This window comes from Burkholderia sp. AU17457 (assembly GCF_002223255.1).
Taxonomy (GTDB): Bacteria; Pseudomonadota; Gammaproteobacteria; order Burkholderiales; family Burkholderiaceae; genus Burkholderia; species Burkholderia sola.
The window spans coordinates 340,584-365,920 of record NZ_NKFB01000004.1 but is presented as its reverse complement, the minus strand read 5'-3'; the positions used below and the strand labels follow the sequence as shown (position 1 = coordinate 365,920).

At 69.4% G+C, this 25,337-nt stretch carries 25 protein-coding genes; 12 read left to right on the top strand and 13 right to left on the bottom strand.

What is annotated here, in order from left to right; genetic code table 11:
• Positions 1-66: 66 nt before the first annotated feature.
• Positions 67-1,629, bottom strand: coding sequence for a class I adenylate-forming enzyme family protein (locus CFB49_RS14000; RefSeq protein WP_089491600.1), 1,563 nt, complete (start codon positions 1,627-1,629; stop codon positions 67-69).
• A gap of 235 nt (positions 1,630-1,864) precedes the next feature.
• Here CFB49_RS14000 and ybaK point away from each other — a divergent pair, with 235 nt between their 5' ends.
• Positions 1,865-2,356: a Cys-tRNA(Pro) deacylase gene (gene ybaK / locus CFB49_RS13995; RefSeq protein ID WP_069621269.1), complete on the top strand. Its 492-nt coding sequence runs from the start codon at positions 1,865-1,867 to the stop codon at positions 2,354-2,356.
• Between the two features lie 116 nt (positions 2,357-2,472).
• Positions 2,473-3,114, top strand: coding sequence for a glycerol-3-phosphate 1-O-acyltransferase PlsY (plsY, locus tag CFB49_RS13990; RefSeq protein WP_089491599.1), 642 nt, complete (start codon positions 2,473-2,475; stop codon positions 3,112-3,114).
• A 79-nt stretch (positions 3,115-3,193) separates the two neighbouring features.
• Here plsY and CFB49_RS13985 read toward each other — a convergent pair whose 3' ends face one another.
• On the bottom strand, positions 3,194-3,679 hold the full coding sequence (locus CFB49_RS13985; protein WP_006482217.1) for a YajQ family cyclic di-GMP-binding protein: 486 nt from the start codon (positions 3,677-3,679) through the stop codon (positions 3,194-3,196).
• Between the two features lie 136 nt (positions 3,680-3,815).
• Between CFB49_RS13985 and murB the strand changes: the two genes are divergently transcribed.
• Positions 3,816-4,865 carry a UDP-N-acetylmuramate dehydrogenase gene (murB, locus tag CFB49_RS13980; protein ID WP_089435524.1) on the top strand — a complete coding sequence of 350 codons (1,050 nt, stop codon included), beginning with the start codon at positions 3,816-3,818 and terminating at the stop codon, positions 4,863-4,865.
• An 84-nt stretch (positions 4,866-4,949) separates the two neighbouring features.
• On the opposite strand, the gene argF is transcribed toward murB, so the two are convergent.
• The gene (gene argF, locus CFB49_RS13975) at positions 4,950-5,879 is read right to left on the bottom strand and encodes an ornithine carbamoyltransferase (RefSeq protein WP_006482207.1); all 930 of its coding nucleotides are present in this window, start codon (positions 5,877-5,879) and stop codon (positions 4,950-4,952) included.
• Positions 5,880-6,290: 411 nt separating this feature from the next.
• Between argF and CFB49_RS13965 the strand changes: the two genes are divergently transcribed.
• A complete protein-coding gene (locus tag CFB49_RS13965; RefSeq protein ID WP_011546046.1) occupies positions 6,291-6,611 on the top strand; it encodes a DUF3579 domain-containing protein in 321 nt (106 codons plus the stop codon).
• A 162-nt stretch (positions 6,612-6,773) separates the two neighbouring features.
• Here CFB49_RS13965 and rpsT read toward each other — a convergent pair whose 3' ends face one another.
• On the bottom strand, positions 6,774-7,046 hold the full coding sequence (gene rpsT, locus CFB49_RS13960) for a 30S ribosomal protein S20 (RefSeq protein WP_006482211.1): 273 nt from the start codon (positions 7,044-7,046) through the stop codon (positions 6,774-6,776).
• A 304-nt stretch (positions 7,047-7,350) separates the two neighbouring features.
• Between rpsT and murJ the strand changes: the two genes are divergently transcribed.
• The gene (murJ, locus tag CFB49_RS13955; RefSeq protein WP_089435523.1) at positions 7,351-8,901 is read left to right on the top strand and encodes a murein biosynthesis integral membrane protein MurJ; all 1,551 of its coding nucleotides are present in this window, start codon (positions 7,351-7,353) and stop codon (positions 8,899-8,901) included.
• 8 nt (positions 8,902-8,909) lie between these two features.
• Positions 8,910-9,752 carry a SirB1 family protein gene (locus CFB49_RS13950; RefSeq protein ID WP_011546044.1) on the top strand — a complete coding sequence of 281 codons (843 nt, stop codon included), beginning with the start codon at positions 8,910-8,912 and terminating at the stop codon, positions 9,750-9,752.
• 233 nt (positions 9,753-9,985) lie between these two features.
• Here the strand turns inward: CFB49_RS13950 and adk are convergent, their stop codons facing one another.
• From adk to lpxK, 4 genes are all read right to left on the bottom strand, one after another.
• Entirely contained in the window at positions 9,986-10,648 is a 663-nt protein-coding gene (gene adk / locus CFB49_RS13945; protein WP_050017061.1) for an adenylate kinase, read from the bottom strand.
• Between the two features lie 208 nt (positions 10,649-10,856).
• Positions 10,857-11,648 carry a 3-deoxy-manno-octulosonate cytidylyltransferase gene (kdsB, locus tag CFB49_RS13940; protein WP_089491598.1) on the bottom strand — a complete coding sequence of 264 codons (792 nt, stop codon included), beginning with the start codon at positions 11,646-11,648 and terminating at the stop codon, positions 10,857-10,859.
• A gap of 124 nt (positions 11,649-11,772) precedes the next feature.
• The gene (locus CFB49_RS13935) at positions 11,773-11,967 is read right to left on the bottom strand and encodes a Trm112 family protein (protein WP_006482216.1); all 195 of its coding nucleotides are present in this window, start codon (positions 11,965-11,967) and stop codon (positions 11,773-11,775) included.
• Complete coding sequence (gene lpxK / locus CFB49_RS13930) at positions 11,948-12,976, bottom strand: tetraacyldisaccharide 4'-kinase (RefSeq protein WP_089491597.1); 1,029 nt, start codon at positions 12,974-12,976, stop codon at positions 11,948-11,950. The genes CFB49_RS13935 and lpxK overlap by 20 nt, the downstream gene beginning before the upstream one ends.
• Before the next feature lie 449 nt (positions 12,977-13,425).
• Between lpxK and xseA the strand changes: the two genes are divergently transcribed.
• Positions 13,426-14,808, top strand: a complete 1,383-nt coding sequence (xseA, locus tag CFB49_RS13925) for an exodeoxyribonuclease VII large subunit (protein WP_089491596.1) — start codon at positions 13,426-13,428, stop codon at positions 14,806-14,808.
• Positions 14,809-15,035: 227 nt separating this feature from the next.
• A complete protein-coding gene (gene sodB / locus CFB49_RS13920; protein ID WP_006489396.1) occupies positions 15,036-15,614 on the top strand; it encodes a superoxide dismutase [Fe] in 579 nt (192 codons plus the stop codon).
• Positions 15,615-15,717: 103 nt separating this feature from the next.
• On the opposite strand, the gene chrA is transcribed toward sodB, so the two are convergent.
• Together chrA and CFB49_RS13910 are read right to left on the bottom strand one after the other, a co-directional pair.
• Positions 15,718-16,929 carry a chromate efflux transporter gene (gene chrA, locus CFB49_RS13915; protein ID WP_089491595.1) on the bottom strand — a complete coding sequence of 404 codons (1,212 nt, stop codon included), beginning with the start codon at positions 16,927-16,929 and terminating at the stop codon, positions 15,718-15,720.
• A 106-nt stretch (positions 16,930-17,035) separates the two neighbouring features.
• Positions 17,036-17,743 carry a Crp/Fnr family transcriptional regulator gene (locus tag CFB49_RS13910; protein WP_089491594.1) on the bottom strand — a complete coding sequence of 236 codons (708 nt, stop codon included), beginning with the start codon at positions 17,741-17,743 and terminating at the stop codon, positions 17,036-17,038.
• Positions 17,744-17,824: 81 nt separating this feature from the next.
• On the opposite strand from CFB49_RS13910, the gene CFB49_RS13905 reads away from it, so the two are divergent.
• Positions 17,825-18,349 (top strand): Mpo1 family 2-hydroxy fatty acid dioxygenase, encoded by a 525-nt coding sequence (locus CFB49_RS13905; RefSeq protein WP_069621277.1) that lies wholly within the window; start codon positions 17,825-17,827, stop codon positions 18,347-18,349.
• A 166-nt stretch (positions 18,350-18,515) separates the two neighbouring features.
• On the top strand, positions 18,516-19,121 hold the full coding sequence (locus tag CFB49_RS13900) for a class I SAM-dependent methyltransferase (protein ID WP_089491593.1): 606 nt from the start codon (positions 18,516-18,518) through the stop codon (positions 19,119-19,121).
• Positions 19,122-19,140: 19 nt separating this feature from the next.
• Here the strand turns inward: CFB49_RS13900 and CFB49_RS13895 are convergent, their stop codons facing one another.
• The gene (locus CFB49_RS13895) at positions 19,141-20,415 is read right to left on the bottom strand and encodes an EAL domain-containing protein (RefSeq protein WP_069621279.1); all 1,275 of its coding nucleotides are present in this window, start codon (positions 20,413-20,415) and stop codon (positions 19,141-19,143) included.
• Positions 20,416-20,583: 168 nt separating this feature from the next.
• Positions 20,584-22,020, bottom strand: a complete 1,437-nt coding sequence (gene mdtD, locus CFB49_RS13890) for a multidrug transporter subunit MdtD (RefSeq protein ID WP_012329084.1) — start codon at positions 22,018-22,020, stop codon at positions 20,584-20,586.
• A 243-nt stretch (positions 22,021-22,263) separates the two neighbouring features.
• Here mdtD and CFB49_RS13880 point away from each other — a divergent pair, with 243 nt between their 5' ends.
• Positions 22,264-22,587: a DUF2917 domain-containing protein gene (locus CFB49_RS13880; protein WP_089435518.1), complete on the top strand. Its 324-nt coding sequence runs from the start codon at positions 22,264-22,266 to the stop codon at positions 22,585-22,587.
• Here the strand turns inward: CFB49_RS13880 and CFB49_RS13875 are convergent.
• On the bottom strand, positions 22,560-23,792 hold the full coding sequence (locus tag CFB49_RS13875; protein WP_089491592.1) for a citrate/2-methylcitrate synthase: 1,233 nt from the start codon (positions 23,790-23,792) through the stop codon (positions 22,560-22,562). The genes CFB49_RS13880 and CFB49_RS13875 overlap by 28 nt on opposite strands.
• Before the next feature lie 140 nt (positions 23,793-23,932).
• Between CFB49_RS13875 and CFB49_RS13870 the strand changes: the two genes are divergently transcribed.
• Positions 23,933-25,324 carry a CoA transferase gene (locus CFB49_RS13870; RefSeq protein WP_089491591.1) on the top strand — a complete coding sequence of 464 codons (1,392 nt, stop codon included), beginning with the start codon at positions 23,933-23,935 and terminating at the stop codon, positions 25,322-25,324.
• Positions 25,325-25,337: the final 13 nt, after the last annotated feature.

The following is a 25,337-nucleotide window of genomic DNA, read 5'->3' as shown; positions in this document are numbered from 1 at the left end:
CGCGCGACGCGTCCGTCCGGCGCGGCGCGGGCGCCGATGCGGGCTGCGCCGCTGGCGCCCGCCGCGTCAGACCAGCTCGCGCAGCCGGTGCTTGAGCACCTTGCCGGTCGACGCGGCCGGCAGCGCATCGAGCACGCGGATGTGCGCGGGGCGTTTGTAAGCCGTGAGCCGATCCGCGCACCATGCGTGCAATGCCGCCTCGTCCGCCGCCGCGCCCGGCAGCAGCTCGACGAACGCGAGCACTTCCTCGTTGCCTTCGATCGCGCGGCCGATCACGGCCGCCTGCACGACGTCCGGATGCGCGTTCAGCACCTGTTCGACCTCGACCGGATACACGTTGAAGCCTGAGCGGATGATCAGCTCCTTGCTGCGGCCTGCGATCGTCACCGCGCCGTCCGCGTCCTGCCGCGCGAGATCCCCGGTACTCAGCCAGCCGTCCGGCGACACGGCTGCGCGCGTCGCGTCCGCGTCGCGGTAGTAGCCGAGCATCACGTTCGGCCCGCGCACGCGGATCTCGCCGACTTCGCCCCGCGGCACGTCGGTGCCGTCCGGCGCGACGATCCGCATGTCGACGCCCGGGATCGGCACGCCGACCGAACTGTCCGCGCGCGGCGCGTCGAGCGGCGTCTGCGTGATCGTCGGGCTGCTTTCGGTCATCCCGTAGCCGTTGTGCAGCGGCACGCCGTACAGGCGCTCCACGCGGGCCTTCAGGTTCGCATCGAGCGGCGAGCCGCCCGAATACGCGAAGCGCAGCCGCGGCGCGCGCCAGGCGTGGCCGTGCGTGTGCAGGTGTTCGAGCAGCTTCGCGTGCATCGCGGGCACGCCCTGGAAGATCGTCACGCCTTCGTCGGCGAGCGCGACGCGCACCGCTTCCGGCGAAAAGCGCGGCGCGAGCCGCAGCGTCGCGCCTGCGTACAGGCTGCCGACGCACACCGACGCGAGCCCGTACACGTGCGACACGGGCAGCACCGTGTAGACGACGTCGTCCGGCGACACGCGGCGCAGCGTGCTCGATATCGCCGCGATGAACAGCAGGTTGCGGTGCGACAGCATCACGCCTTTCGGCGTACCGGTCGTGCCCGTCGTATAGATCAGCGCCGCGCATTGCCCCCCGCCGTCGGCGGCCACCGGTTCGGCGGGCGCGCCCGCATCGACGCGATACGACCACGCGCCGATGTCGACCGGCAGCGCGCCGGCGGGCGTCGCGCCGAGCCGCTCGGCGTGGGCGCGTGCGTCGGCCGATGCGTCGGTCGTGAACGCGATCAGCTTCGGACGCGCGTGCGCGGCGATCGCGTCGAGCTCGGCGGCCGACAGCCGCGCGTTCGACACGAGCGCCCAGGCGTCGAGGCGCGCGGCCGCGAACAGCAGCACGATCTGCGCGACGCAGTTTTCCGCGACGATCATCACGCGGTCGCCGCCTTGCACGCCGAGGCGCGCCAGCCGCGCGGCCGCCGCGTCGACGGCCTGCGCCAGCTCGCCGTACGACAGCCGGCGCGCATCCTCGATCAGCGCCGGATGCGCGGGAGACTGCGCGGCCCGGTGCGCGGGCACGTCGGCGATGCGGCGCGGCAGCGCGGCGAGCAGCGCATCGACGTCGAGCGATTCGGATGAACGGATGGGCGAGGACATGGCGTCTCCAGATGAGTGGCCGGCGAGCGCCGACGATATTTGCGAACGATCGTGCCATGACGGCGCGCGCGCCACAATCAGCCAATCGGGCAATAGCGCTTCACGATGTTCGCAACGATGATGGGCATACGTGCGACGGCGAGGCGGCAGGCCGGCGGAAAACGGGCCGCGAGTATACCGTCGGCGCGGGCACGCCATCGCGCGCGCGCCGATCGTTCGCCATTAAAATGCCGCCATGAGCAAATCCAGACACGTGTCCGAAACCCCCGCGACCCAGTGGCTGCGCCGCCATGGCGTCGCCTTCGGCGAGCATCCGTACGAATACGTCGAGCACGGCGGCACCGGCGAATCGGCGCGCCAGCTCGGCGTCGACGAGCACAGCGTCGTGAAGACGCTCGTGATGGAAGACGAGCACGCGAAGCCGCTGATCGTGCTGATGCACGGCGACCGCACCGTGTCGACGAAGAATCTCGCGCGGCAGATCGGCGCGAAGCGCGTCGAGCCGTGCAAGCCCGAGGTCGCGAACCGCCATTCGGGCTATCTCGTCGGCGGCACGTCGCCGTTCGGCACGCGCAAGACGATGCCCGTCTACGTCGAGGCGACGATCCTCGAATTGCCGACGATCTACCTGAACGGCGGCCGGCGCGGCTACCTCGTCAGCCTCGCGCCGGCGGTGCTCACGTCGCTGCTCGGCGCGCGGCCCGTGCAGTGCGCGAGCGTCGACTGAGGGTTTCACCTTCGTGGCACCCCGCGCCCGTTCGGTAGAATGGGCGCCGTTTCGGCCTGCCGGCGCGCCGCGCACGGCCGTCCCTTTCCCGATACGTTGAAAGAAGAGTCCTCCGCATGCAGATCCTGCTCGCCGCCCTCGTTGCCTACCTGATCGGTTCGGTGTCGTTCGCCGTCGTCGTCAGTTCCGTGATGGGCCTGGCCGACCCGCGTTCGTACGGATCGAAGAATCCCGGCGCGACCAACGTGCTGCGCAGCGGCAACAAGAAGGCCGCGATCCTGACGCTCGTCGGCGACGCGTTCAAGGGCTGGATCGCGGTCTGGCTCGCCCGGCGCTTCGGCCTGCCCGACGTCGCGGTGGCATGGGTCGCGATCGCCGTGTTCCTCGGCCACCTGTACCCGGTGTTCTTCCGCTTCCAGGGCGGCAAGGGCGTCGCGACCGCGGCCGGCGTGCTGCTCGCCGTGCACCCGGTGCTCGGGCTCGCGACCGCGCTGACCTGGCTGATCGTCGCGTTCTTCTTCCGCTATTCGTCGCTCGCCGCGCTGGGGGCGGCCGTATTCGCGCCGGTGTTCGACGTGTTCCTGTTCGGCATGCCGGGCCACAACCCGATCGCCTGGGCCGTGCTCGCGATGAGCGTGCTGCTCGTGTGGCGTCATCGCGGCAACATTTCGAAGCTGCTCGCGGGGCAGGAGAGCCGGATCGGCGACAAGAAGAAGGCGGCCGCGGACGGCGGCGCGCAGGACGGCGGGAAGGCCTGAGAACGCGCGGCGCTGGCCGCGCGCCGGGCGCGCCGCGTATGCGGGGCCCGGCCGGATGGCCCGACGCGGCGGTTGCCGGTCAGTCGCGGAAGTTGTTGAAGTCGAGCGGCGTGTCGGTCACGTCCTTGCGCAGCATCGCGATCGTGCTCTGCAGGTCGTCGCGCTTCGTGCCCGAGATGCGCACCGCGTCGCCCTGGATGCTCGCCTGCACCTTGATCTTGCTGTCCTTCACGAGGCGCACGATCTTCTTTGCCAGGTCGCCCGTCACGCCCTTCTTCACGGTGACGATCTGCTTGACCTTGTCGCCGCCGATCTTCTCGACCTTGCCGTAGTCGAGGAAGCGCACGTCGACGTTGCGCTTGGCCAGCTTGCCGATCAGCACGTCCTTGACCTGGCCGAGCTTGAAATCGTCGTCGGCGAACAGCGTCAGCTCGCGTTCCTTCTGCTCGACGCGCGCGTCGGAGCCCTTGAAGTCGAAGCGCGTCGAAATTTCCTTGTTCGACTGCTCGATGGCGTTCTTCACTTCGATCATGTTCGCTTCGGAAACGACGTCGAACGATGGCATGGCATTCTCCCTTGAGATGCGGGCACCCGGCTCGCGCGCGGGCACTCGCTATAATTGCGGACTATTTGCCATTTTACCGATGCCCCTCCGTTTGCCCAAGGCCAGCCATGCGCCGCCCGGGCCGACGTGACCGCGAATGCCGATGCCTCCTGACGATTCCGCCTTGTCGCTGCTTCCCGACCATCCGCTCGCCGCGCACAACACGTTCGGCATCGCCGCCCGTGCGCGCTTCGCCGCGCGCATCACGCAAGCGGCGCAGTTCGAGGCGCTGCATCGCGACCCGCGGGTCGCGAGCCTGCCGCAGCTCGTGCTCGGCGGCGGCAGCAATATCGTGTTCACGCGCGATTTCGACGGCGTCGTGCTGCTCGACGAGATCGCCGGCCGCCGCGTCGTGCGCGAGGACGACGACGCGTGGTACGTCGAGGCCGGCGGCGGCGAGAACTGGCATGCGTTCGTCGCATGGACGCTCGAGCGCGGGATGCCGGGCCTCGAGAATCTCGCGCTGATCCCGGGCACCGTCGGCGCCGCGCCGATCCAGAACATCGGTGCGTACGGCCTCGAGATGAAGGCGTATTTCGATTCGCTGATCGCGGTCGAGCTGGCGACCGGACGTAGCGAGCGCTTCGACGCCGCGCGCTGCGCGTTCGGCTATCGAGACAGCTTCTTCAAGCGGGAAGGGCGCGGCCGGTTCGCGATCGTCGCGGTGACGTTCCGGCTGCCGAAGCAATGGACGCCGCGGCTCGGCTATGCGGACGTCACGCGCGAGCTCGACGCGCGCGGCATCGCGCCCGATGCGGCGACGCCGCGCGACGTGTTCGATGCGGTCGTCGCGATCCGTCGCGCGAAGCTGCCCGATCCGCTGGTGCTCGGCAATGCGGGCAGTTTCTTCAAGAATCCGGTGATCGACGCCGCGCAGTTCGATGCGCTGCGCGCCCGCGCGCCGGAGGTCGTGTCGTATCCGCAACCGGACGGGCAGGTGAAGCTCGCGGCCGGCTGGCTGATCGACCGCTGCGGCTGGAAGGGGCGCGCACTCGGGGCGGCGGCCGTCCATGACCGCCAGGCGCTCGTGCTCGTCAATCGCGGCGGCGCGACCGGCGCCGAGGTGCTGGCGCTGGCGCGGGCGATCCAGGCTGACGTGCGCGCGCGGTTCGGTGTCGAGCTGGAGGCGGAGCCGGTCTGCCTGTAACGGCGCGCGCCGGTTTTTGGCGCGCCCACACGAAAAGCGCCGATCGTCGACCGGCGCTTTTTTACGCGTGTGCGTTGCCGCGCGTCAGTGCTTGAGGCGGCCGAGCAGCAGGAACTCCATCAGCGCCTTCTGCACGTGCAGGCGGTTTTCCGCTTCGTCCCACACGACGCTCTGCGGGCCGTCGATCACGCCGGCCGTCACTTCCTCGCCGCGGTGCGCGGGCAGGCAGTGCATGAACAGGGCGTCCGGATTCGCATGGCCCATCATTTCCTCGTCGACGCACCAGTCGGCGAATGCCTGCTTGCGCGCCTCGTTCTCGGCCTCGAAACCCATGCTCGTCCACACGTCGGTCGTCACGAGATCGGCGCCCTTGCACGCTTCGTTCGGATCGTCGAACACTTCGTAGAAGGGCGCGCTGTCGGGCGACACGAGCTTCATGTCGAGCGCATAGCCGGGCGGGGTGGACAGGCGCAGCTTGAAGCCGAGGATCTGCGCCGCCTCGATCCACGTGTACAGCATGTTGTTCGCGTCGCCGACCCACGCGACGGTCTTGCCGGCGATCGGGCCGCGGTGCTCGTAGTACGTGAAGATGTCGGCGAGCACCTGACATGGATGGTATTCGTTCGTCAGCCCGTTGATCACCGGCACGCGGGAATTCTGCGCGAAGCGCGTGATCACGTCCTGTTCGAACGTGCGGATCATGATGATGTCGACCATTCGCGAGATGACCTGCGCGGAATCCTCGACGGGTTCGCCGCGGCCGAGCTGCGTGTCGCGCGTGCTCATGAAGACGGCGTGGCCGCCGAGCTGGAAGATCCCGGCCTCGAACGACAGGCGCGTGCGCGTCGAGCTCTTCTCGAAGATCATCGCGAGCGTGCGGTCGTGCAGCGGGTGATAGGTCTCGTAGTTCTTGAACTTGCGCTTCAGGATACCCGTGCGTTCGAGCACGTACTCGTAGTCTTCCAGCGAGAAATCCTTGAACTGCAGGTAGTGACGAATGGTTTTGGCGGTCATGAAACGAAATACGGCGGGTCTCACCCGGCAGCGAGGCCGGACGGCGCCGCCGTCGGGTGTGGATAACTCAAAGCAGCATAAAGGATTTTCTGTGCTTTGACGAGCCGTGGAGCGACGCGGGGCAGGATTGCCGCGCGCGACCGGCAGTGCGGGAGGCGGGCGTCGGGACGCCGCGCAATGGCGCGCTGCGGTATAATTCAAAAGTTTTCTCCAGCCCGGCAGGCAAGGCTTTTCGCGCTCTGCCGGACACAAGCCGTGCGCTGCACAAATCCTGTGCAGTCCACCGGCGGCGCGCATCGACGCTCCGTTTTCGGGATATCGATCGGCGCGTGCGGCCGACCCTCCAGCTTTGTGTTCGCGTATCCAGGCGCCGTTGCCTGGACATCGCCGGGCCGTCACTTGGGTAACCACATGGCTGAAACCCCTCCGACCGAATTTTTCATCCAGGGCATCACGAAAGACGGGAAAAAGTTTCGCCCGAGCGACTGGTCGGAACGTCTGGCCGGTGTGATGGCCTGCTTCGGGCCGGGGGCGAGCGGGCCGAATGCGCGTCTCAAGTATTCGCTGTACGTGCGCCCGACGATGCTCGGCGACCTCAAATGCGTGATCCTCGATTCGCGGTTGCGCGACATCGAGCCGATGGCTTTCGATTTCGTGCTGAATTTCGCGAAGGACAACAACCTCGTCGTGACCGAGGCGTGCGAACTGCCGGACTACAACACGAAGAAATGAGTGATGCCGATGGGCGAGGGCACGTGCTGCGCTCGCCGTCAGGCAAGTCAGTGCCGCCGCCGCACACGATGCGCCGGCGGCAGGCAACGAAAAAGCCCGCCTAGGCGGGCTTTTTCGTGATCGCAGGAAACAGGAACGCCCGCCTGAGCGGGCGCACCGGAGTTACGCTGCTGCCTGCAGGCCCTTGACGGCTGCGGCCAGGCGGCTCTTGCTGCGAGCGGCCTTGTTCTTGTGAACGATCTTCTTGTCGGCGATCGTGTCGATCGTCTTCACGGCAGCCTTGAACAGCTCGGCAGCCTTTGCCTGGTCGCCGGCTTCAACAGCCTTGCGAACCGACTTGATCGCGGTACGGAATTTCGAGCGCAGCGCCGAGTTGTGCGAGTTTGCCTTCGCGGCCTGGCGGGCGCGCTTGCGTGCTTGTGCGGAGTTAGCCATGACGGTTCCTTATCCTGTCCTGTTTCCAGAGCTTGGAGCCTGACGGCCAAGCGCTGCTTTTCGATCCGTCCCCTGAGAACGATTGCCCAGGGGCGCATAAAAAAACGGTGATTTTAACCGAGGCCGGGACATGAAAACGGCAGTTGCCGTGCATGTACGAGCCCAGAAACCGGCGATTATAGCAACAAAATCAAGCGAGTGGCAAGTTCGACGTAACGCCCGCCGGGCGGGGCGCCGGCGGTGGCGGCGCTTTTCGGCATCGGCCCATGGCCGGGTCGCGCAACGTCCGTATAATAAGCGCCCCATGAATCTATTCCGAGCCCTGCTGACGGTCAGCGGCTTCACGCTGCTGTCGCGCGTGACCGGACTGGCCCGCGAGACGCTGATCGCCCGTGCGTTCGGCGCCAGTCAATACACCGACGCGTTCTACGTCGCCTTCCGTATCCCGAACCTGCTGCGCCGCCTGTCCGCCGAAGGCGCGTTCTCGCAGGCGTTCGTGCCGATCCTCGCCGAGTTCAAGAACCAGCAGGGGCACGATGCGACGAAGGCGCTCGTCGACGCGATGTCCACCGTGCTCGCGTGGGCGCTGGCCGTGCTGTCGGTCGTCGGCATCGCCGGCGCGTCGTGGGTCGTGTTCGCGGTCGCGTCCGGCCTGCACGCCGACGGCCAGGCGTTCCCGCTCGCGGTCACGATGACGCGGATCATGTTCCCGTACATCGTGTTCATTTCGCTGACCACGCTCGCGTCGGGCGTGCTGAACACATACAAGAGCTTCTCGCTGCCCGCGTTCGCGCCGGTGCTGCTCAACGTCGCGTTCATCGCCGCGGCCGTGTTCGTCGCGCCGCACCTGAGGGTGCCGGTCTACGCGCTTGCATGGGCGGTCATCGTCGGCGGCGTGCTGCAGTTTCTCGTCCAGTTGCCGGGCCTGAAGAAGATCGACATGGTGCCGCTGATCGGCGTCAACCCGCTGCGCGCGCTGCGTCATCCGGGCGTGAAGCGCGTGCTCGCGAAAATGGTGCCGGCGACGTTCGCGGTGTCCGTCGCGCAACTGTCGCTGATCATCAACACCAACATCGCGTCGCGGCTCGGGCAGGGCGCCGTGTCGTGGATCAATTACGCCGACCGCCTGATGGAATTCCCGACCGCGCTGCTCGGCGTCGCGCTCGGCACGATCCTGCTGCCCAGCCTGTCGAAGGCGCACGTCGACGCCGATTCGCACGAGTATTCGGCGCTGCTCGACTGGGGGTTGCGCGTCACGTTCCTGCTCGCGGCGCCGAGCGCGCTCGCGCTGTTCTTCTTCGCGACGCCGCTTACCGCGACGCTGTTCAACTACGGCAAGTTCGACGCGCATACCGTCACGATGGTCGCGCGCGCGCTCGCGACCTACGGGATCGGGCTCGTCGGCATCATCCTGATCAAGATCCTCGCACCGGGCTTCTATGCGAAACAGGACATCAAGACGCCGGTGAAGATCGCGGTCGGCGTGCTGATCGTCACGCAGCTGTCGAACTACGTGTTCGTGCCGCTGATCGGCCACGCGGGCCTCACGCTGAGCATCGGCGTTGGCGCGTGCCTGAATTCGCTACTGCTGTTCCTCGGGCTGCGCAGGCGCGGCATCTACCAGCCGTCGCCGGGCTGGCTGCGCTTCTTCGTGCAGCTCGTCGGCGCGGCGCTCGTGCTCGCGGGCCTGATGCACTGGTGCGCGATCAGTTTCGACTGGACCGGCATGCGCGCGCAGCCGCTCGATCGCATTGCGCTGATGGCGGCGTGCCTCGTGCTGTTTGCTGCACTATATTTCGGTATGTTGTGGGTGATGGGCTTCAAATACGCTTACTTCAGAAGGCGCGCCAAGTGACGACCGCAATGACCCGCGTCCTCGACTACTTCAGCACGCTCGTGGCGGACGACGACAGTCTGCCCGTCACGGAAGCCGCGCTGTCGCTGGCGCAGGACGCGTATCCCGACCTCGACCTGCAGGGCACGCTGGCCGAACTCGACATGCTGGCGGCGCGGCTGCGCCGGCGGCTCGCCGACGATACGGACCTGAAGGGCCGCGTCGCCGCGCTGAACGACTTCTTCTTCCGCGAACTCGGCTTCGCGTGCAATCACAACGATTACTACGACCCCGATAACAGCCACCTGAACGCCGTGCTGAAACGGCGGCGCGGGATCCCGATCTCGCTGTCGGTGCTGTACCTGGAGCTCGCCGAGCAGATCGGCGTGCCGGCGCGCGGCGTGTCGTTTCCCGGCCATTTCCTGCTGCGCGTGACGCTGCCGGACGGCGACCTGATCATCGATCCGACCAACGGCCATTCGCTGTCCGAAGCCGAGATGGTCGAGATGCTCGAGCCGTACGTCGCGCGGGCGGCCGGCGCCGTCGACAGCGCGTTGCGCGCGCTGCTGCAGCCGGCGACGAGCCGCGAGATCATCGCGCGGATGCTGCGCAACCTGAAGACGATCTATCTGCAGACGGAGCGCTGGCAACGGCTGCTCGCGGTGCAGCAGCGGCTCGTGATCCTGTTGCCCGAGCAGCTCGACGAGGTGCGCGACCGCGGCTTCGCGTATGCGCGGCTCGACTATCTGCGTCCCGCGCTCGAGGATCTCGAGCAGTATCTCGGCGAGCGGCCCGAGGCGGAAGACGCGACCGTCGTCGAGTCGCAGGTCAGCGAATTGCGACAGCGGATGCAGCGCGACGGCGAGGATTGAGCGCGCCGGCACGCCATTGCTCGCACACGGAAAGAACGCCCGCATCGCGGGCGTTTTTCTTGTGCGCGCGCCGTCGTTACTTCGGCTGCATCCGGACCGTGCCGTCCCTGCGAATCACTTCGCCGTCGAGCATCGGACGCTTGCGGCGGCGACACGCGCCCGCGCGTGCACATCACGGCAGGCGAAAAAAAAGCCGCCCGGAACGGGCGGCTTGCGGGTGCGCGACGCGCTGCTTACTTCAGTGCGTCGAATGCGCGTTCGCGGATTTCGTCGACGGTGCCGAGGCCCGAGATCTTGCGATACTGCGGCGCTTTCAGACCGTTTTCCTCGCCGCGCTGCGCCCAGTCGCCGTAGTACGTGATCAGCGGCTTGGTCTGCGCCTCGTACACTTCGAGACGCTTCTTGACAGTTTCTTCCTTGTCGTCGTCGCGCTGGATCAGCGGTTCGCCCGTCACGTCGTCGTGTCCTTCGACCTTGGGCGGGTTGAACTTGACGTGGTACGTGCGGCCCGATGCCGGGTGCGTGCGGCGGCCGCTCATGCGCTCGATGATTTCCGAGAACGGGACGTCGATCTCGAGCACGTAGTCGATCGCGACGCCGGCGTCCTTCATCGCGTCAGCCTGCGCGATCGTGCGCGGGAAGCCGTCGAACAGATAGCCGTTCGCGCAGTCGGATTCCTTCAGGCGTTCCTTGACGAGGCCGATGATCAGCGCGTCCGGCACGAGCTTGCCGGCATCCATGTAGCCCTTCGCCTCGACGCCGAGCGGCGTGCCGGCCTTGACGGCCGCACGCAGCATGTCGCCGGTCGAGATTTGCGGAATCCCGAATTTTTCCTTGATGAAGTTTGCCTGGGTGCCCTTTCCCGCGCCGGGCGCGCCCAACAGGATCAAACGCATGGTGATATCTCCAAGTATGTAGATTCGTGTGGCGAGACGCAAAGGCGTCGGCGACGGCGGGCGCGGGGCTTGCACGGCGCATGGCGGACCGGTCTGATGCGGCGCGTCGGGTCGAGTGACGCGCGGCTGCCGGCAGGGCCATGGGCGGGGTCAAGCGAGGACGCGCTGGTCGCGGACGGCTCGCACAATCGCCTGATTATGCCACGGGTTATTTTGAACCCGGCTGAAAAAGGGCCTGCACGCGTGCGAGATCGGCCGGCGTGTCGATGCCGGCTTCGGGCGCGGACTCGGTGATCAGCACTGCGATGCGCTCGCCGTGCCACAGCGCGCGCAGCTGTTCGAGCTGCTCGGCCTGTTCGATCGGCGCCTGCGCGAGCGACGGATAAGTGCGCAGGAAACGCGCGCGATACGCATAGAGGCCGATGTGCCGGTAGGCCGGGAAAGCCGGTGCTGGCATGGCTGAGACGTCGGGCCAGTGTGGCTGGTACGCGTCGCGGCTCCAAGGAATCGGCGCGCGCGAGAAGTACAGCGCGACGCTCTGCGCGTCGAGCGCGACCTTCACGACGTTCGGGTTGAATACGTCGGCCGCGTCGTGGATCGGGTGGGCCGCGGTCGCGATCGCGCACGCCGGATGTGCGGCCAGGTGCGACGCTACGTCGCGGACGAGCGCGGGGTCGATCAGCGGCTCGTCGCCCTGCACGTTGACGACGACGGTGTCGTCGCGCCAGCCGAAGGCCGCCGCGACTTCCGCGAGCCGGTCGGTGCCGGACGGATGATCGGCGCGGGTGAGCACCGCTTCGAAGCCGTGATCGCGCGCCGCGTCGAGCACGCTCTGCGCATCGGATGCGACGAGCACCTGTTGCGCGCCCGCTTCGCGCGCGCGTTCGGCGACACGCACGACCATCGGCTTGCCGCCGAGATCGGCGAGCGGCTTGTTCGGGAGCCGCGTCGACGCGAGCCGGGCGGGAATGACGGCGATGAAGGGTTGCGGCTGAGTCATCGGGGAGCGCTGAGAAGGACGGGGCGGGCGACGCCGGAAGCCGGTCGCCCGGCGGAGTGCGGCGACCCGGCCGGGGCCGGGCCGTCGGGTGCGAATCGGTGCGCCGGGCGAGCGGCCCGGCGATTCAGCGGCCCGCCGGATCGACCGGCGTGCCTTCGACGGTCTGTCGCGCTTCGTCGACGAGCATCACCGGGATGCCGTCGCGGATCGGGTATGCGAGCTTGTCCGCGTTGCAGATCAGTTCCTGCGCGGCACGGTCGTAGTGGAGCGGGCCTTTGCAGATAGGGCACACAATGATTTCAAGCAGGCGAGCGTCCACGGAGTTTCTCCACAACGAGGGCAATGAGGCGAGGGTCGAGCGCGGCTTCGACGGGGACCACCCACAGTCGGGCGTCGCGCCAGGAAGCGCCCAATTTTACTGCATCCTTCTCGGTGATCAGGATCGCATCGACGGCATCGTCGACGAACGGATTGTCGGCGAACGCGTAATGGTCGGGCAGCGCGCGGGTCGCCGGCGAGAGGCCGGCCGCGCGCAGCGTCGCGAAGAAGCGTTCCGGCGCCCCGATGCCGGCCGCGGCGAGCACGCGTTCGTTCGCGAATTGCGACAGCGGGCGGCGCAGGGCGGGCTGGTCGAGGTGCCATGCGGCGCCCGGCGTCAGCGCGAGCGCGTAGGTGTCGGGCCACGGCGGCAGCGCGCCGCTGTACGGATCGTTGACGAGCGTCGCGTCGCGATGCCGCGACAGCGGCTCGCGCAGCGGGCCGGCCGGCAGCAGGAAGCCGTTGCCGCCGAGCCGGTGGTCGAATACGACGAGCTCGACGGTGCGCGCGAGGCGGTAGTGCTGCAGGCCGTCGTCGCTGACGATCACGTCGACGTCCGGATGCGCGGCGCGCAGCGCCTGCGCGGCCGCGACGCGGTCGGGGCACACCCACACGGGCGCGCCGGTGCGGCGCGCGATCAGCAGCGGTTCGTCGCCGGCCGCGCCCGCGCGCGACGCCGGCGTGACGGCCGTCGGCGCCTTCACGTTCGCGCCGTAGCCGCGCGACACGACGCCGGGCGTGAAGCCGGCCGCGCGCAGCGCGTCGACGAGCGCGATCACGGTCGGCGTCTTGCCGGTGCCGCCGACGGTCACGTTGCCGACCACGACGACGGGCACGCCGACGTCGACCGGCTGCTTCCAGCCTCGTGCGTAAGCGGTGCGCCGCAGCGCCGCGCACAGGCCGAACACGCAGGCGAACGGCGTGAGCGCCCACGCGAGCGCGCCGCGCCGCTGCCATTCGCGCGTCAGCCGCGCTTCGAGTCGCGCGAGCGGGGTGCCGGGCACGCTCATCGGGCCGGGCGCGGCGCGTCGGGCGCCGCGGCGAGGGACGGATTCGTCAAGGCGGATTCTCCGTTGGGCGGCGCATGCCGCAGGGTCCGTGGAAGGCGGCACTCTAGCGCGCCGCACGCCGGCGCGGCAAGCGCGACGGGCCGCCGCGGCTCGCGGGGCGGGATCGAGGCGGCCTGTGGATAACTCTGTGAAAAACTCCCCGCTCGATCGCGTCAAACGCCCGCCCGGCGGGCATCGAATCGGATGAGAATCGTTTTGAAAGGTTTAAAAGATTATAAAAATCAACGTGTTGCGAAGAATCGTCTGGGTTTTTTCGCGGTTTCCGAGCGTTTTACGCGGACGAATGCCAGAGTGTGGACACCTTCCGCGCGCGGCGGCGAATGCAGCGGCGCTGGACGCCGCGCGCGTGTCGGACTATCGTGACGCCGCCAGCATTCATCCGACCGCCCATGCTTTCCGATTCTCCTTTTTCCGCACCCGGCGCCACGCGCGGCGGCGACGAAGTGATTCCCGTTTCGGCGCTCAATCGTGCGATTTCGACGATGCTCGAGCGTTCGTTTCCGCTGCTGTGGATTTCCGGCGAAGTGTCGAATTTCACGCGCGCCGCGAGCGGCCACTGGTATTTCTCGATCAAGGACCAGCAGGCGCAGATGCGCTGCGTGATGTTCCGCGGCCGCGCGCAATACGCGGAATTCACGCCGCGCGAAGGCGACCGCATCGAGGTGCGCGCGGTCGTCACGATGTACGAGCCGCGCGGCGAGGTGCAGCTCAACGTCGAAGCCGTGCGGCGCACCGGGCAGGGGCGTCTGTACGAGGCGTTCCTGCGGCTGAAGGCGCAACTCGAAGGCGAGGGCCTGTTCGCGCCCGAGCGCAAGCGTCCGTTGCCGGCCCATCCGCGCGCGATCGGCATCGTCACGTCGCTGCAGGCCGCCGCATTGCGCGATGTGCTGACCACGCTCGCCCGGCGCGCGCCGCACATTCCGGTGATCGTCTATCCGGCCCCCGTGCAGGGCGCCGGTTCCGCCGAAAAGCTCGTCGCGGCGGTTGCGACCGCGAACGCGCGGCGCGAGGTCGACGTGCTGCTGGTATGTCGCGGCGGCGGCTCGATCGAGGATCTGTGGTCGTTCAACGACGAAGCGCTGGCGCGCGCGATCGCGGCGAGCGAGCTGCCGGTCGTCAGCGGCGTGGGGCACGAAACCGATTTCACGATCGCGGACTTCGCGGCCGACCTGCGCGCGCCGACGCCGACCGGCGCGGGCGAACTCGCGAGCCCGCAGCGCGCGCTGCTGCTGCGCGAGGTCGACGAGCGCCAGCGCGCGCTCGCGCGCGGCATGGCGCGCCGGCTCGAACAGCGCGCGCAGCAGCTCGACTGGCTTGCGCGCCGGCTCGTGAGCCCGGCCGAGCGGCTGCAGCGGCAGCGCACGCACGTCGAGCAGCTCGCGGTGCGGCTCGCGTCGGCGGCATCGCGGCCAGTGCGCGATGCGCGTGCGCGTTTCGCGCTCGCGCAACTGCGCTGGCAGCGCGCGCGGCCCGATCCGTCCCAGGCGCGCCACGCGCTCGCGGGGCTGTCGCAGCGTCTCGCAAGCGCGTTGCAGCGTCGTCACGAACGCGACACGGCGCGTGTGTCGGCCTGTGCGGCACGGCTCGAGGTGCTGAGCCCGCAGCGCACGCTCGAGCGCGGCTATGCGGCGCTGATCGACGCGCAGACGGGCCGTGCGGTGCGCGCGCCGAACGCGCTGAAGCCGCAGCGGCGCCTGACCGTGCATCTCGCCGAAGGCTCGGCCGACGTGTCGCTCGCCGACGTGCAGCCCCGGCTGACGGATACGATCTGACGTAACGGGTGCCAAGCGAAACGCGTGTCGTCGCAACACGCACATCGCGGCGGGAACGGATGCTGCGCATCGTCGGGTTCGTCCTGCCCCGCGTTGCGCCAGCAGCGCTTTTCCGCATACCGCGGATAAATGGCCCGTGAGTTTGCGGGGTTATTCGTCCTCGCCTACAATCGGACGCTCGGCAGCATCCAACACAGCCTCCCTACATACTCAACGAAGGAATCGCCATGGCTCATACGCTCCCGCCGCTCCCGTACGCTGAAGACGCACTCGCGCCGACCATCTCGAAAGAGACGATCGAGTACCACTACGGCAAGCACCATCAGGCTTATGTGACGAACCTGAACAATCTGATCCCGGGCACGGAATTCGAAAACCTGCCGCTGGAAGAGATCGTGAAGAAGTCGTCGGGCGGCATCTTCAACAACGCCGCGCAAATCTGGAACCACACGTTCTTCTGGAACAGCCTGTCGCCGAACGGCGGCGGCGCACCGACGGGCGCGCTGGGCGACGCGATCAACGCGAAGTGGGGTTCGTACGACGCATTCAAGGAAGCGTTCACGAAGGCCGCGGTCGGCACGTTCGGTTCGGGCTGGGCATGGCTCGTGAAGAAGGCCGACGGTTCGCTCGACATCGTGTCGACGAGCAACGCCGCGACGCCGCTGACGACCGCCGACAAGGCGCTGCTGACGATCGACGTGTGGGAACACGCGTACTACATCGACTACCGCAACGCCCGTCCGAAGTTCGTCGAAGCGTTCTGGAACATCGTGAACTGGGACTTCGCGGCGAAGAACTTCGCGTAAGTCCGGCGCCTGCGCGCCGTCACGGCGCGCGGCATCGAAGAAAAGCCCTCGGTTCGAGGGCTTTTTGTTTTTTGCGCGGCCCGAACGTACGCCGTTTGCCGACTCAGCCGGCCATGCCGAGCAGCCAGCCGAGCGCCGCGCTCGCGATCACCACGGCCCACGGCGGCACGCGCCAGAACACCAGCGCGACGAACGCGACCAGCGCGGCGGCCAGGTCGCGCGGCGCGACGATCGTGTCGGTCCAGACCGGGTGATAGAGCGCGGCGAGCAGCAGCCCGACGACGGCCGCGTTCACGCCGGCGAGCGCGGCCTGCATGTGCGCGCTGCGGCGCAGGCGCTCCCAAAACGGTGCGGTGCCGGCGATGAGCAGGAACGACGGCGCGAAGATCGACACGAGTGCGATCGTGCCGCCGAGCCAGCCGTTCGGCGCATCGCGCAGCGACGCACCGAGGAACGCCGAGAACGTGAACAGCGGGCCTGGGACGGCCTGCGCGACGCCATACCCGGCGAGAAACGCCGAATCGCTCACCCAACCGGGTGCGACCACGGCCGCCTGCAGCAGCGGCAGCACCACATGGCCGCCGCCGAACACGAGCGCACCCGTGCGGAAGAACGCATCGACGACGGCGAGCGTATCCGAGCGCAGCGCGCGGGCCGCGAACGGCAGCGCGACGAGCAGCGCCGCGAACAGCGCGAGCCACAGCATGCCCGCGCGGGGCGACACGTGCAGCGGCAACGGTTCGTGCGCGTCGCGCGCCGGTTGCGGCAGCAGCACGAGACCGGCCGCGCCGGCCACGACGATCACCGCGACCTGCGTCCAGGCGGCCGGCGCGAGCAGTGCGACGCATGCGGCCGCGGCCATCAGCGTGACGCGCCGCGCATCCGGGCACCGCGTGCGCGCCATGCCCCACACGGCTTGCGCGATCACCGCGACCGACACGATGCGCAGCCCGTGCAGTGCGCCGGCTTCGATCGGCGCGCCCGTTGCGTGAACGCCGAGTGCGAACAGCATCATCAGCAGCGCCGACGGCAGCGTGAAGCCGAGCCACGCGGCGAACATGCCCGCATAGCCGGCACGCGCGAGACCGATCGCCATCCCGACCTGGCTGCTCGCCGGCCCCGGCAGGAACTGGCACAGCCCGACGAGATCGGCATAGGTGCGCTCGGTGAGCCAGCCGCGCCGCGTGACGAATTCCGCGCGAAAGTAGCCGAGATGCGCGACCGGGCCGCCGAACGACGTGAGGCCGAGCCGCAGGAACGCGATGAATACGGGCCACGGATGACGGGCGGGGGCGGGGACGGTCGAGGTGTTCAAGGCGGTGCGCGCGGCGGACGGAACGAGCCGCCACGATAGCGCAACTCGGCGGCCGCGGGCAGTGCATGGCGGCCCATACCGGCCGATAGAGGTCGTTGCGCGGCGTTCAGTATGCGCCGTGGCCGAGCCCGCTCGCGCGGCGCAAGGCGTCGATGTCCACGATCTCGATCTCGCCGACGTGCAGCCGCACGACGCCGTCGGCCTGCAGCGCCTTCAGCAACTGGTTGGTGGTCTGCCGCGTCAGCGACAGCATCGACGCGAGCGTTTCCTGCGACAGCCGGATGTGCGTGCGCCCGGCGCTGATGCCGCCGTAGCCTTCGGCGATCATCAGCAGCCGCGCGGCGAGCCGCTGCGCGGCCGGCATCACGCTCATCGATTCGACGGTCAGGAAGCTCAGGCGCAGCTTTTGCGCCATCAGCAGCGCGAACTGCCGCCAGTATTGCGGCGTCGTCTCGAGGATCGCGAGCAGCGCGGCCTGCGGCACGTGCAGCAGCAGCGCGTCGTCGAGCGCGATGGCGTCGTGCGTGCGCGGCTGGCCGTCGAACAACGCGATCTCGCCGAACCACGTGACGGGCTCGGCCACCGTCAGCAGCGTCTCCTTGCCCCGCGGATCGACCGCACCTATCGTGAGTGAACCGGCCAGTACCGCGTACAGCCCGCACGGCGGGTCGCCGCGCCGGAACAGCGCGTGGCCGGACGGCAGACGGCGCAGCGCCGCGCGGGCGATCAGCGCCGCGCGCAGCGCGGGCGGCAGCGCGGCGAACCACGGGTTCGCTTCGATCTGCGGCAGGTACGGGGCGAGCGAGGCAGGCATGGGCACGCGATGTCGGGTAGCTGACAGAGGTTCTCGGGCGTGACGCGCATCATAGCGCTCAACAACCGATCAGGAGACGCGATGAAGACCCTCGAAGACCATCTTTCCCAGTATGCGGCCTACCATCGCGACGCGCGCAACATCGCGACGCATCTGGTCGGCATCCCGATGATCGTGTTCGCGGTCGAGGTGCTGCTGTCGCGGCCGGCGCTCGGGCCGCTGGCCGGCGTCGCACTGTCGCCGGCGCTGCTGCTCGCCGTCTTGTCCGCGCTGTTCTACCTGCGTCTCGACCTGCGGTTCGGGATCGTGATGACCGTGCTGCTCGCGCTCGGCCTGTGGGCCGCGCAGTCGCTGGCGCTGCTGCCGACCGCGCAATGGCTCGCGATCGGCGTCGGCGCGTTCGTCGTCGGCTGGATCGTGCAGTTCGTCGGGCACTGGTTCGAAGGCCGCAAGCCCGCGTTCATCGACGATCTGGTCGGCCTGATCGTCGGGCCGCTGTTCGTCGTTGCCGAAGTCGCGTTCTTCGCGGGGCTGCGCGGCGACGTGCGCCGCGAAGTCGAGCGGCGCGCCGGTCCCGTGCATGGCGGCGCGCATTCGCACGTCTGATGGGCCGGCCGGGCCGCAGGCACCGCGTGCCGGCGACGTGCCGGCGACGTGCCGGCCGCGCAGGCCGGCGTGACACCCGGCCTCGCGCGTTCCCCGGTCGGCGCGGACCGCGCGCAGCGACTAAGATGCGGAGTGCGTCATACGACGCCTTTGCGGAGCACTCGCCATGGCGGATCGCCCGACTCTCGATGCCTACGACACCCATGCCGCGCAATACGCGCAGGACTGGCTCGACCAGGCTGCGCCCGACGACATGTACGCGCTGCTCGAACAGTATTTCACGCCGGGGCCGACCGCCGACGTCGGCTGCGGGGCGGGGCGCGACACCGCGTGGCTCGCGTCGCGCGGCTTCGACGTGCGCGGCTACGATGCGAGCGCCGCGCTGCTCGACGAGGCGCGGCGACGCCATCGCGGGCTGACTTTCGAACTGGCCGCGCTGCCGGCGCTGGCCGGCGTACCGTCCGGCACGTTTCGCAACGTGCTGTGCGAAACGGTCGTCATGCATCTCGAACAGGCGGACGCGGCCGCCGCCGCCGCGCGGCTGGCCGATCTGCTGATGCCGGGCGGCACGTTGTACCTGAGCTGGCGGGTGGCCGGAAACGGCGTGTTGCGCGACGAGCGCGGGCGCCTCTATACGCCGCTGGACTCGGCGCGGATGCATGCGGCGCTCGGCGCCGGCGTGTGGGTGATCGACGAACACGAGGTCGTCAGCGCGTCGTCCGGCAAGCGCGTGCACCGGCTGATCGTGCGCAAGGCGGGCGGCGACGCCTGAACGCGGCGCGCCGGCGCGCTTACTCGCGGCTGAGCGCCGCTTCCCAGTTGATGTCGACGCAGAGCACCTGCATGCCGGTCGCGGCCGGCGCGGCGATCGACGCGGTCACGCACAGGTGTGCCTCGTTGATCGACAGGTAGGGCGGCGTCAGGTGCACGCGGCCCGGCGCGCGCATCGCGTCGATGAAGTACGGGCGGCGTTCCCAGCTCGCGCCTTCGGAATGCAGCAGCGGCCGGAAGCGCTTCGCGCGTTGCGACACGCTGCCGCGCGCGAGCACGTTGTCGCCGATCTGGCGGCCCGACGCGTCGAGCAGGAAGCAGCGCGCGGTCTCGGGCAGCCCGAGCACGGCGGTAGCCGCCTCGGTGAGCGATTCGCCCGCGCCGAGCCTGCGGCTCGCTTCCTCCAGTGCGGCGACGTACGGCGCGAGCCGTTCCGCCTGCGTGCGCTCGCGCTGCGCGACGCGCAGCCGCAGCGCGGCCGACAGCGTATCCATGCAGCCCGCGGCGGCCTGCGGTTGCACCGGATCGACGCTCGGCCCCGCGAAATACTGGCCCTGCACGAAATCGACGTCGCATTCGAGCGCGATCAGCGCGTCGCGTTCGGTCGTGAGCCCGCCCATCAGCACGAGCTGGCCGGATTCGTGCAGCAGCGACACGAGCCCCGGCAGCACGCGTTCGAGATGCGAGTGCTCGCTCGCCTGCGCGAGGATGCCGCGGTCGAGCGTGACGATGTCGGGATGCAGGTGCCACACGCGATCGACGTTGGAGTGCTTCGCGCCGAACCCGACGAGCGCGATCAGGAAGCCGGCCTTGCGCAGCCCGTCGATGATCGCCGCATAGCGCGGCGTCTCGCCGCCGGCCTGCTCGGGCACCTCGAGCACCACGCGGTGCGGCGGCAGCCCGAGCGCCTTCAGGTTCGCGAGCAGCGCGTCGCCGTAGATGGTGTCCATCAGCGCGGCCGGATGCAGGCTCAGGAAGAGCCATTCGTCGTGGCTGTCGAACGCGTGGAAGTTACCGAGATGCAACGATTCGGCGAGCCGGCCGAGCTCGAGCAGGTCGCCGCGCCGCGCCGCCTGCGTGAACACCTCGTGCGACGCCACCTGCCGGCTTTCCTCGTCGTGCGCGCGCAGCGACGCGTGATAGCCGATCGCGCGCCGGTGCGACACCGAGAAAACCGGCTGGAACACGCTGAACACGGTGTAGCCGCCGTACAGCACGGTGCGTCGGTTCCCGTCGTCGCCTGCGACCGGGCGGGGCGGCTGAAAGCCGGGGGGATCGATTTCGATCATGCTCATGATGTCGGCCGAAGGAAGACTGCCAGTTTACCTACAGAATAGGCGAGCAAGAAGCATGCACGGCAGGGCGCCACGTGCGGCCGCCGGTCGCGGCCGATACGCGCACGCGTGCCGGGCCGCGTTGCACCGCGATGGTGCGCGCGGGCCCGATTCCGCGCGCGCCGCCGGTCACGCGCGCTCGGACGGGTCGGTCTTGCGCGCGGTGCTGCGGATCTCGGGCGCGAGCTGCGCGAAGATCCACGCGGACGCGGCGGTGATGATGCCGACGCAGACGAACGTCGCATGGAACGCCGGCAGCGTGTTGCTCGGCGTCACGGTGCGCAGCATGCCGGTGAACGTCGCGAGCAGCGCGCCGGCGACGGTGACGCCGAGGCTCATCGACAGCATCTGCACGAGCGAGAACAGGCTGTTGCCGCTGCTCGCGCCGCCGGTGCCGAGGTCCTTCAGCGTCAGCGTGTTCATCGCTGTGAACTGCATCGAGTTGAAGCCGCCGAACAGCGCGAGATGCACGACCTTCACCCACACCGGCACCGTGTCGCGCATCAGCGCGAAGCTCGCCATCATCACGCCGACCATGATCGTGTTCGCGAGCAGCACCTTGCGGTAGCCGTGCTGCGTGATCAGGCGCGTGATGATCCGCTTCGAGAACATGCCGGCCGCCGCGACCGGCAGCATCATCAGCCCGGCCTCGAACGCCGAGTAGCCGAGGCTCACTTGCAGCAGCAGCGGGATCAGGTACGGCATCGCGCCGCTGCCGATTCGCGCGAACAGGTTGCCGAGCAGCCCGACGCTGAACGTGTGGATCTTGAACAACTCGAGCGAGAAGATCGGCTGCGGCGCGCGCACCGCGTACAGCCCGTATGCGACGAAGCACGCGAGGCTCAGGATCAGCAGCACCAGCACGGCCGCGTGCTGCATGCCGAGATCGGCGAGCCCGTCGAGCGACAGCGAGATCGCGACCATGCCGATCGTCAGCAGCAGATAGCCCTTCAGGTCGAAACGGCCGGCGGCCGGGTTGCGCGAATCGGGCATCGAATAGAAGGTCGCGATGCAGCCCGCGACGCCGACCGGCACGTTGATCAGGAAGATCCAGTGCCACGACGCGATCTTCACGAGCCAGCCGCCGAGCGTCGGCCCGATCAGCGGGCCGATCAGGCCCGGAATCGCGACGAACGACAGCGCGGGCAGGTAGCGCTCGGCCGGGAACGTGCGCAGCACCGCGAGCCGCCCGACCGGCAGCAGCATCGCGCCGCCGACGCCCTGCACGACGCGGAACGCGACGAGCTGCGTCAGCGTATGCGCGTTCGCGCACAGCAGCGAGCCGAGCGAGAACACCAGGATCGCGCTGAAGAACACGCGCCGCGTGCCGAACGTATCGGCGAGCCAGCCCGACACGGGGATCATCACCGCCATCGTCAGCGAGTACGCGATCACGACCGATTGCATCCGCAGCGGCGATTCGCCGAGGCTCGCGGCCATCGACGGCAGCGCCGTGTTGACGATCGTCGCGTCGAGCGTCTGCATGAAGAAGCCCGTCGCAACGAGCCAGAGCATCACGGTGAGGTTCTTTTCGCCGGGAGCGGCGGCGGGCGGGCGTTGGAACATGAGGGCGGGGGCGGTGGCGCGGGACAGCCGACATTGTAGGGAAAGCCGCCGCACCGTGCAGGTTCGGGGCGGTATGTCGCGCGGTTCCGGCCGGACCCGGGCCGGCGCGGCCCGCGACCGGATGTCTGTCCCCGTCGGGCGGCCAGTACAGTTCAGCCAGAACCGTCCGCGGCCGTATCTGTCCGTGTGCCGCCGCTCTCCGAAATACTGGTGTCATCGAACCGATGCGACGAGGAGGCTGCGATGCGCGAACTGCGACTTTACGTAATGGACGGCGACGAGCCGGCCGGACGGTGGCGGATCGTCGATCGCACACTGCTCGAAGTGGCCGAAGGCGACGTGTGGGTGACCGTCGAGGGTCGGCCCGACGATCACTGGCTGGGCGCGGGCGCATCGCTGACGTTGCTGCCCGGCACGCGCGCGTGGGTCAGTGCCGGGCCGCGCGGCGCGACGTTCGCGTTCGGCCCGCTGGCGGTGTCGGCCGCGCGCACCGCGCCCGCGTGGTGGCGCGCGTTCGCCGCGTGGCGCGACGGGCGGCGTCACACGGCCGCGTCGCTGCCGACGTAGCGTGCCCGCGGCCGGATCAGCTTCCCGTCCGCGTACTGTTCGAGCGCGTGCGCGATCCAGCCGGCCGTGCGGCCGGCCGCGAACAGCGTGAACGCCGCGCCGTCGGGCAGCGCGAGCGTGCGCTCCAGCAGCGCGATCGCGAAATCGATCGTCGGCCGCAGGCCCGTGGCCGCTTCGACGCGTGCGGCGAGCGCGCGCGCCGCGCGCAGCGCCGGCCGGTCGGGCACCGTCGCGTGCAGCGCATCGAGCAGCGCCCGTGCGCGCGGGTCGCCGTCGGGGTACAGCGGGTGCGCGAAGCCGGACAGGGCCGTGCGGCCGCCGTCCGCGCGTTCGTCGTGCGCCAGCCGCAGCGCGAGGTAGCGATCGAGATCGGCGGCGCGGGCCGCTTCGTCGAGCAGCGTGCCCGCGCGGAACGTCTCGCCGCCGTGGCGCGGCCCCGACAGCGCCGCGAGCCCGCCCGAGATCGCACCGAACAGATGGGTGCCCGTCGATGCGATGCAGCGTACCGCGAAGGTCGACGGATTCAGTTCGTGATCGGCGCACAACACGAGCGCGCGCCGCAGCAGGTCGGCTTCGTCGCGCCGTCGCACGCGCCACGCGGCCGCGAGCTGGCGGTGCACGGGCGCGTCGCCCGGCGCGCTGCCGGCGAGCGCGGCCGTCGCGACGCGCAACAGCAGCGCCGCGGAATCGAGCTGCGCATCGCGCCCTTGCGCCCACAGGCGCGGCAGCGATGCGGCGGCGGCCGGCAGCAGCACCAGCGTGCGTTCGAGCGGCGCGAGATGCGCCCAGCGACGCGCCCAGTCGTCCCACTGGGCCCTGTCGAAACCGCTTGAAGCGAGCGACGCGGCGGCCAGCCGCGCGGGCGGACAATCCCACAGCCGCGCGGCCGTTTCCTCGAGCGTCGCGGCGTCGGCCAGCGCGATTGCATCGACGCCGCGGTAGCGCAGGCGGCCGTCGGCGATCTGCGTGATCCGCGATTCAAGGACCGGCACGCCCCAGTCGAGCGAACGTTCGGCGACGCCGCCCGCGCGCTTCGCATCGGCGCGGCGACGCGCGAGCAGGCGCACCTCGTTGGCGTCGTAGCGGCGGCGCTTGGTCGCGCCGTCGGGCAGCGAGCGCAGCAGGCCGCGGCTCACGTACGCGTAGAGCGTGCTCACGCTGACGCCGAGCATGCCGGCGGCTTCCTGTGCACTGACGGATGTCATGCCGGTGGCTCCTGTCGCCGCGCATGAAGCGCGGGCGCGCTACAACTATTCGTTATGTATTGATTCGCGCAATCAAGATTGATCGTGCCTGTCGCGAATTCTAGACTCGATTCCGTCTCCTCAACGGCGTCTCCTCCACCATGACACCCGAATCCGCATTGGCGCATCTTTGGCACCTCGCACATGGCGAGCGCGACGCGCTGGCCCGCACGACCCTGACGGGGCAGGATCCGACGCTGCCGTCGACGTTTCACGTCGGCACGCTCGCCGTCGCGACGATCGCGGCCGCCGGCCTCGCGGCTGCCGAATGCCATCGGCTGCGAACGGGCGCGGCGCAATCGGTCGACGTGTCGGTGCGCGACGCGCTCGTGGCGTTCCGCAGCGAACGCTACCTGCGCGTGGACGACGGGCCGCCGCCGGAGTTGCGTCACCCGGTGACCGGCTTCTTCGAGACGGGTGACGGGCGCTGGATTCAACTGCACGCGAACTTCCCGCATCATTTGTACGGCATCCTCGACGTGCTCGGCTGCGGCCCGCGGCCCGCCGACGTCGCTGCCGCGATTCATACGTGGGACGGCGCGGCGCTCGATACCGCGCTGGCCGACGCCGGCTTGTGCGCGGCATTGATCAGAACCCCTGACGAATGGGCAGCGCACGAGCAGGCGCGCGCGATCGCGTCGCTGCCGCTGTTCGAAATCGAGCGGATCGGCGACGCGCCGGCCGAGCCGATCGGCCGCGGCGAAGCCGGCCAGCCGCTGGCCGGCGTGCGCGTGCTCGATCTGACGCGCATCATCGCGGGGCCGGTCGCGGGCCGCACGCTGGCGTCGCACGGCGCGCAGACGCTGCTCGTCAACGGTCCGCACCTGCCGAACATCGCGCCGCTCGTGATCGACAACGGGCGCGGCAAGCGCTCGACCTGGATCGATCTGCGCGACGCGGCAGGCGTCGCTACGCTGCACGCACTGGTGCGCGAGGCGGACGTGTTTCTGCAGTCGTACCGGCCCGGCGCGCTCGCGGCGCGCGGTTTCGCGCCGCAGGCATTGGCCGAACGGCGGCCCGGCATCGTCTACGTGTCGGTGTCGGCGTACGGGCACGCCGGGCCGTGGGCGAAGCGGCGCGGGTTCGACAGCCTCGTGCAGTCGGCAAGCGGAATCGCATGGCAGGAGCAGCAGGCCGCGCAGGCGAGCGGGCCGCGCCATCTGCCGTGCCAGGCGCTCGATCATGCGACGGGGTATCTCGCGGCGTTCGGCGCGATGATCGCGCTCGCGCGGCGCGCGCGCGAAGGGGGAAGCTGGCACGTGCGGATGTCGCTCGCGCAGACGGGGCGCTGGCTGCAGTCGTTCGGCGCCGTGCCTGACGGGCTGCACGCGTCCGATCTCGCGTTGGCCGACGTGCGCGACCGGATCGACCGCATCGCGTCGCCGTTCGGCGTGCTCGACACCGTGCGGCCGGCCGAGCGACTGTCGGCGACACCGCCGTCGTTCGCGCGGCCGCCCGTGCCGCTCGGCACCGACGACCCGCGCTGGCTGTAAGCGCCGGCGACGC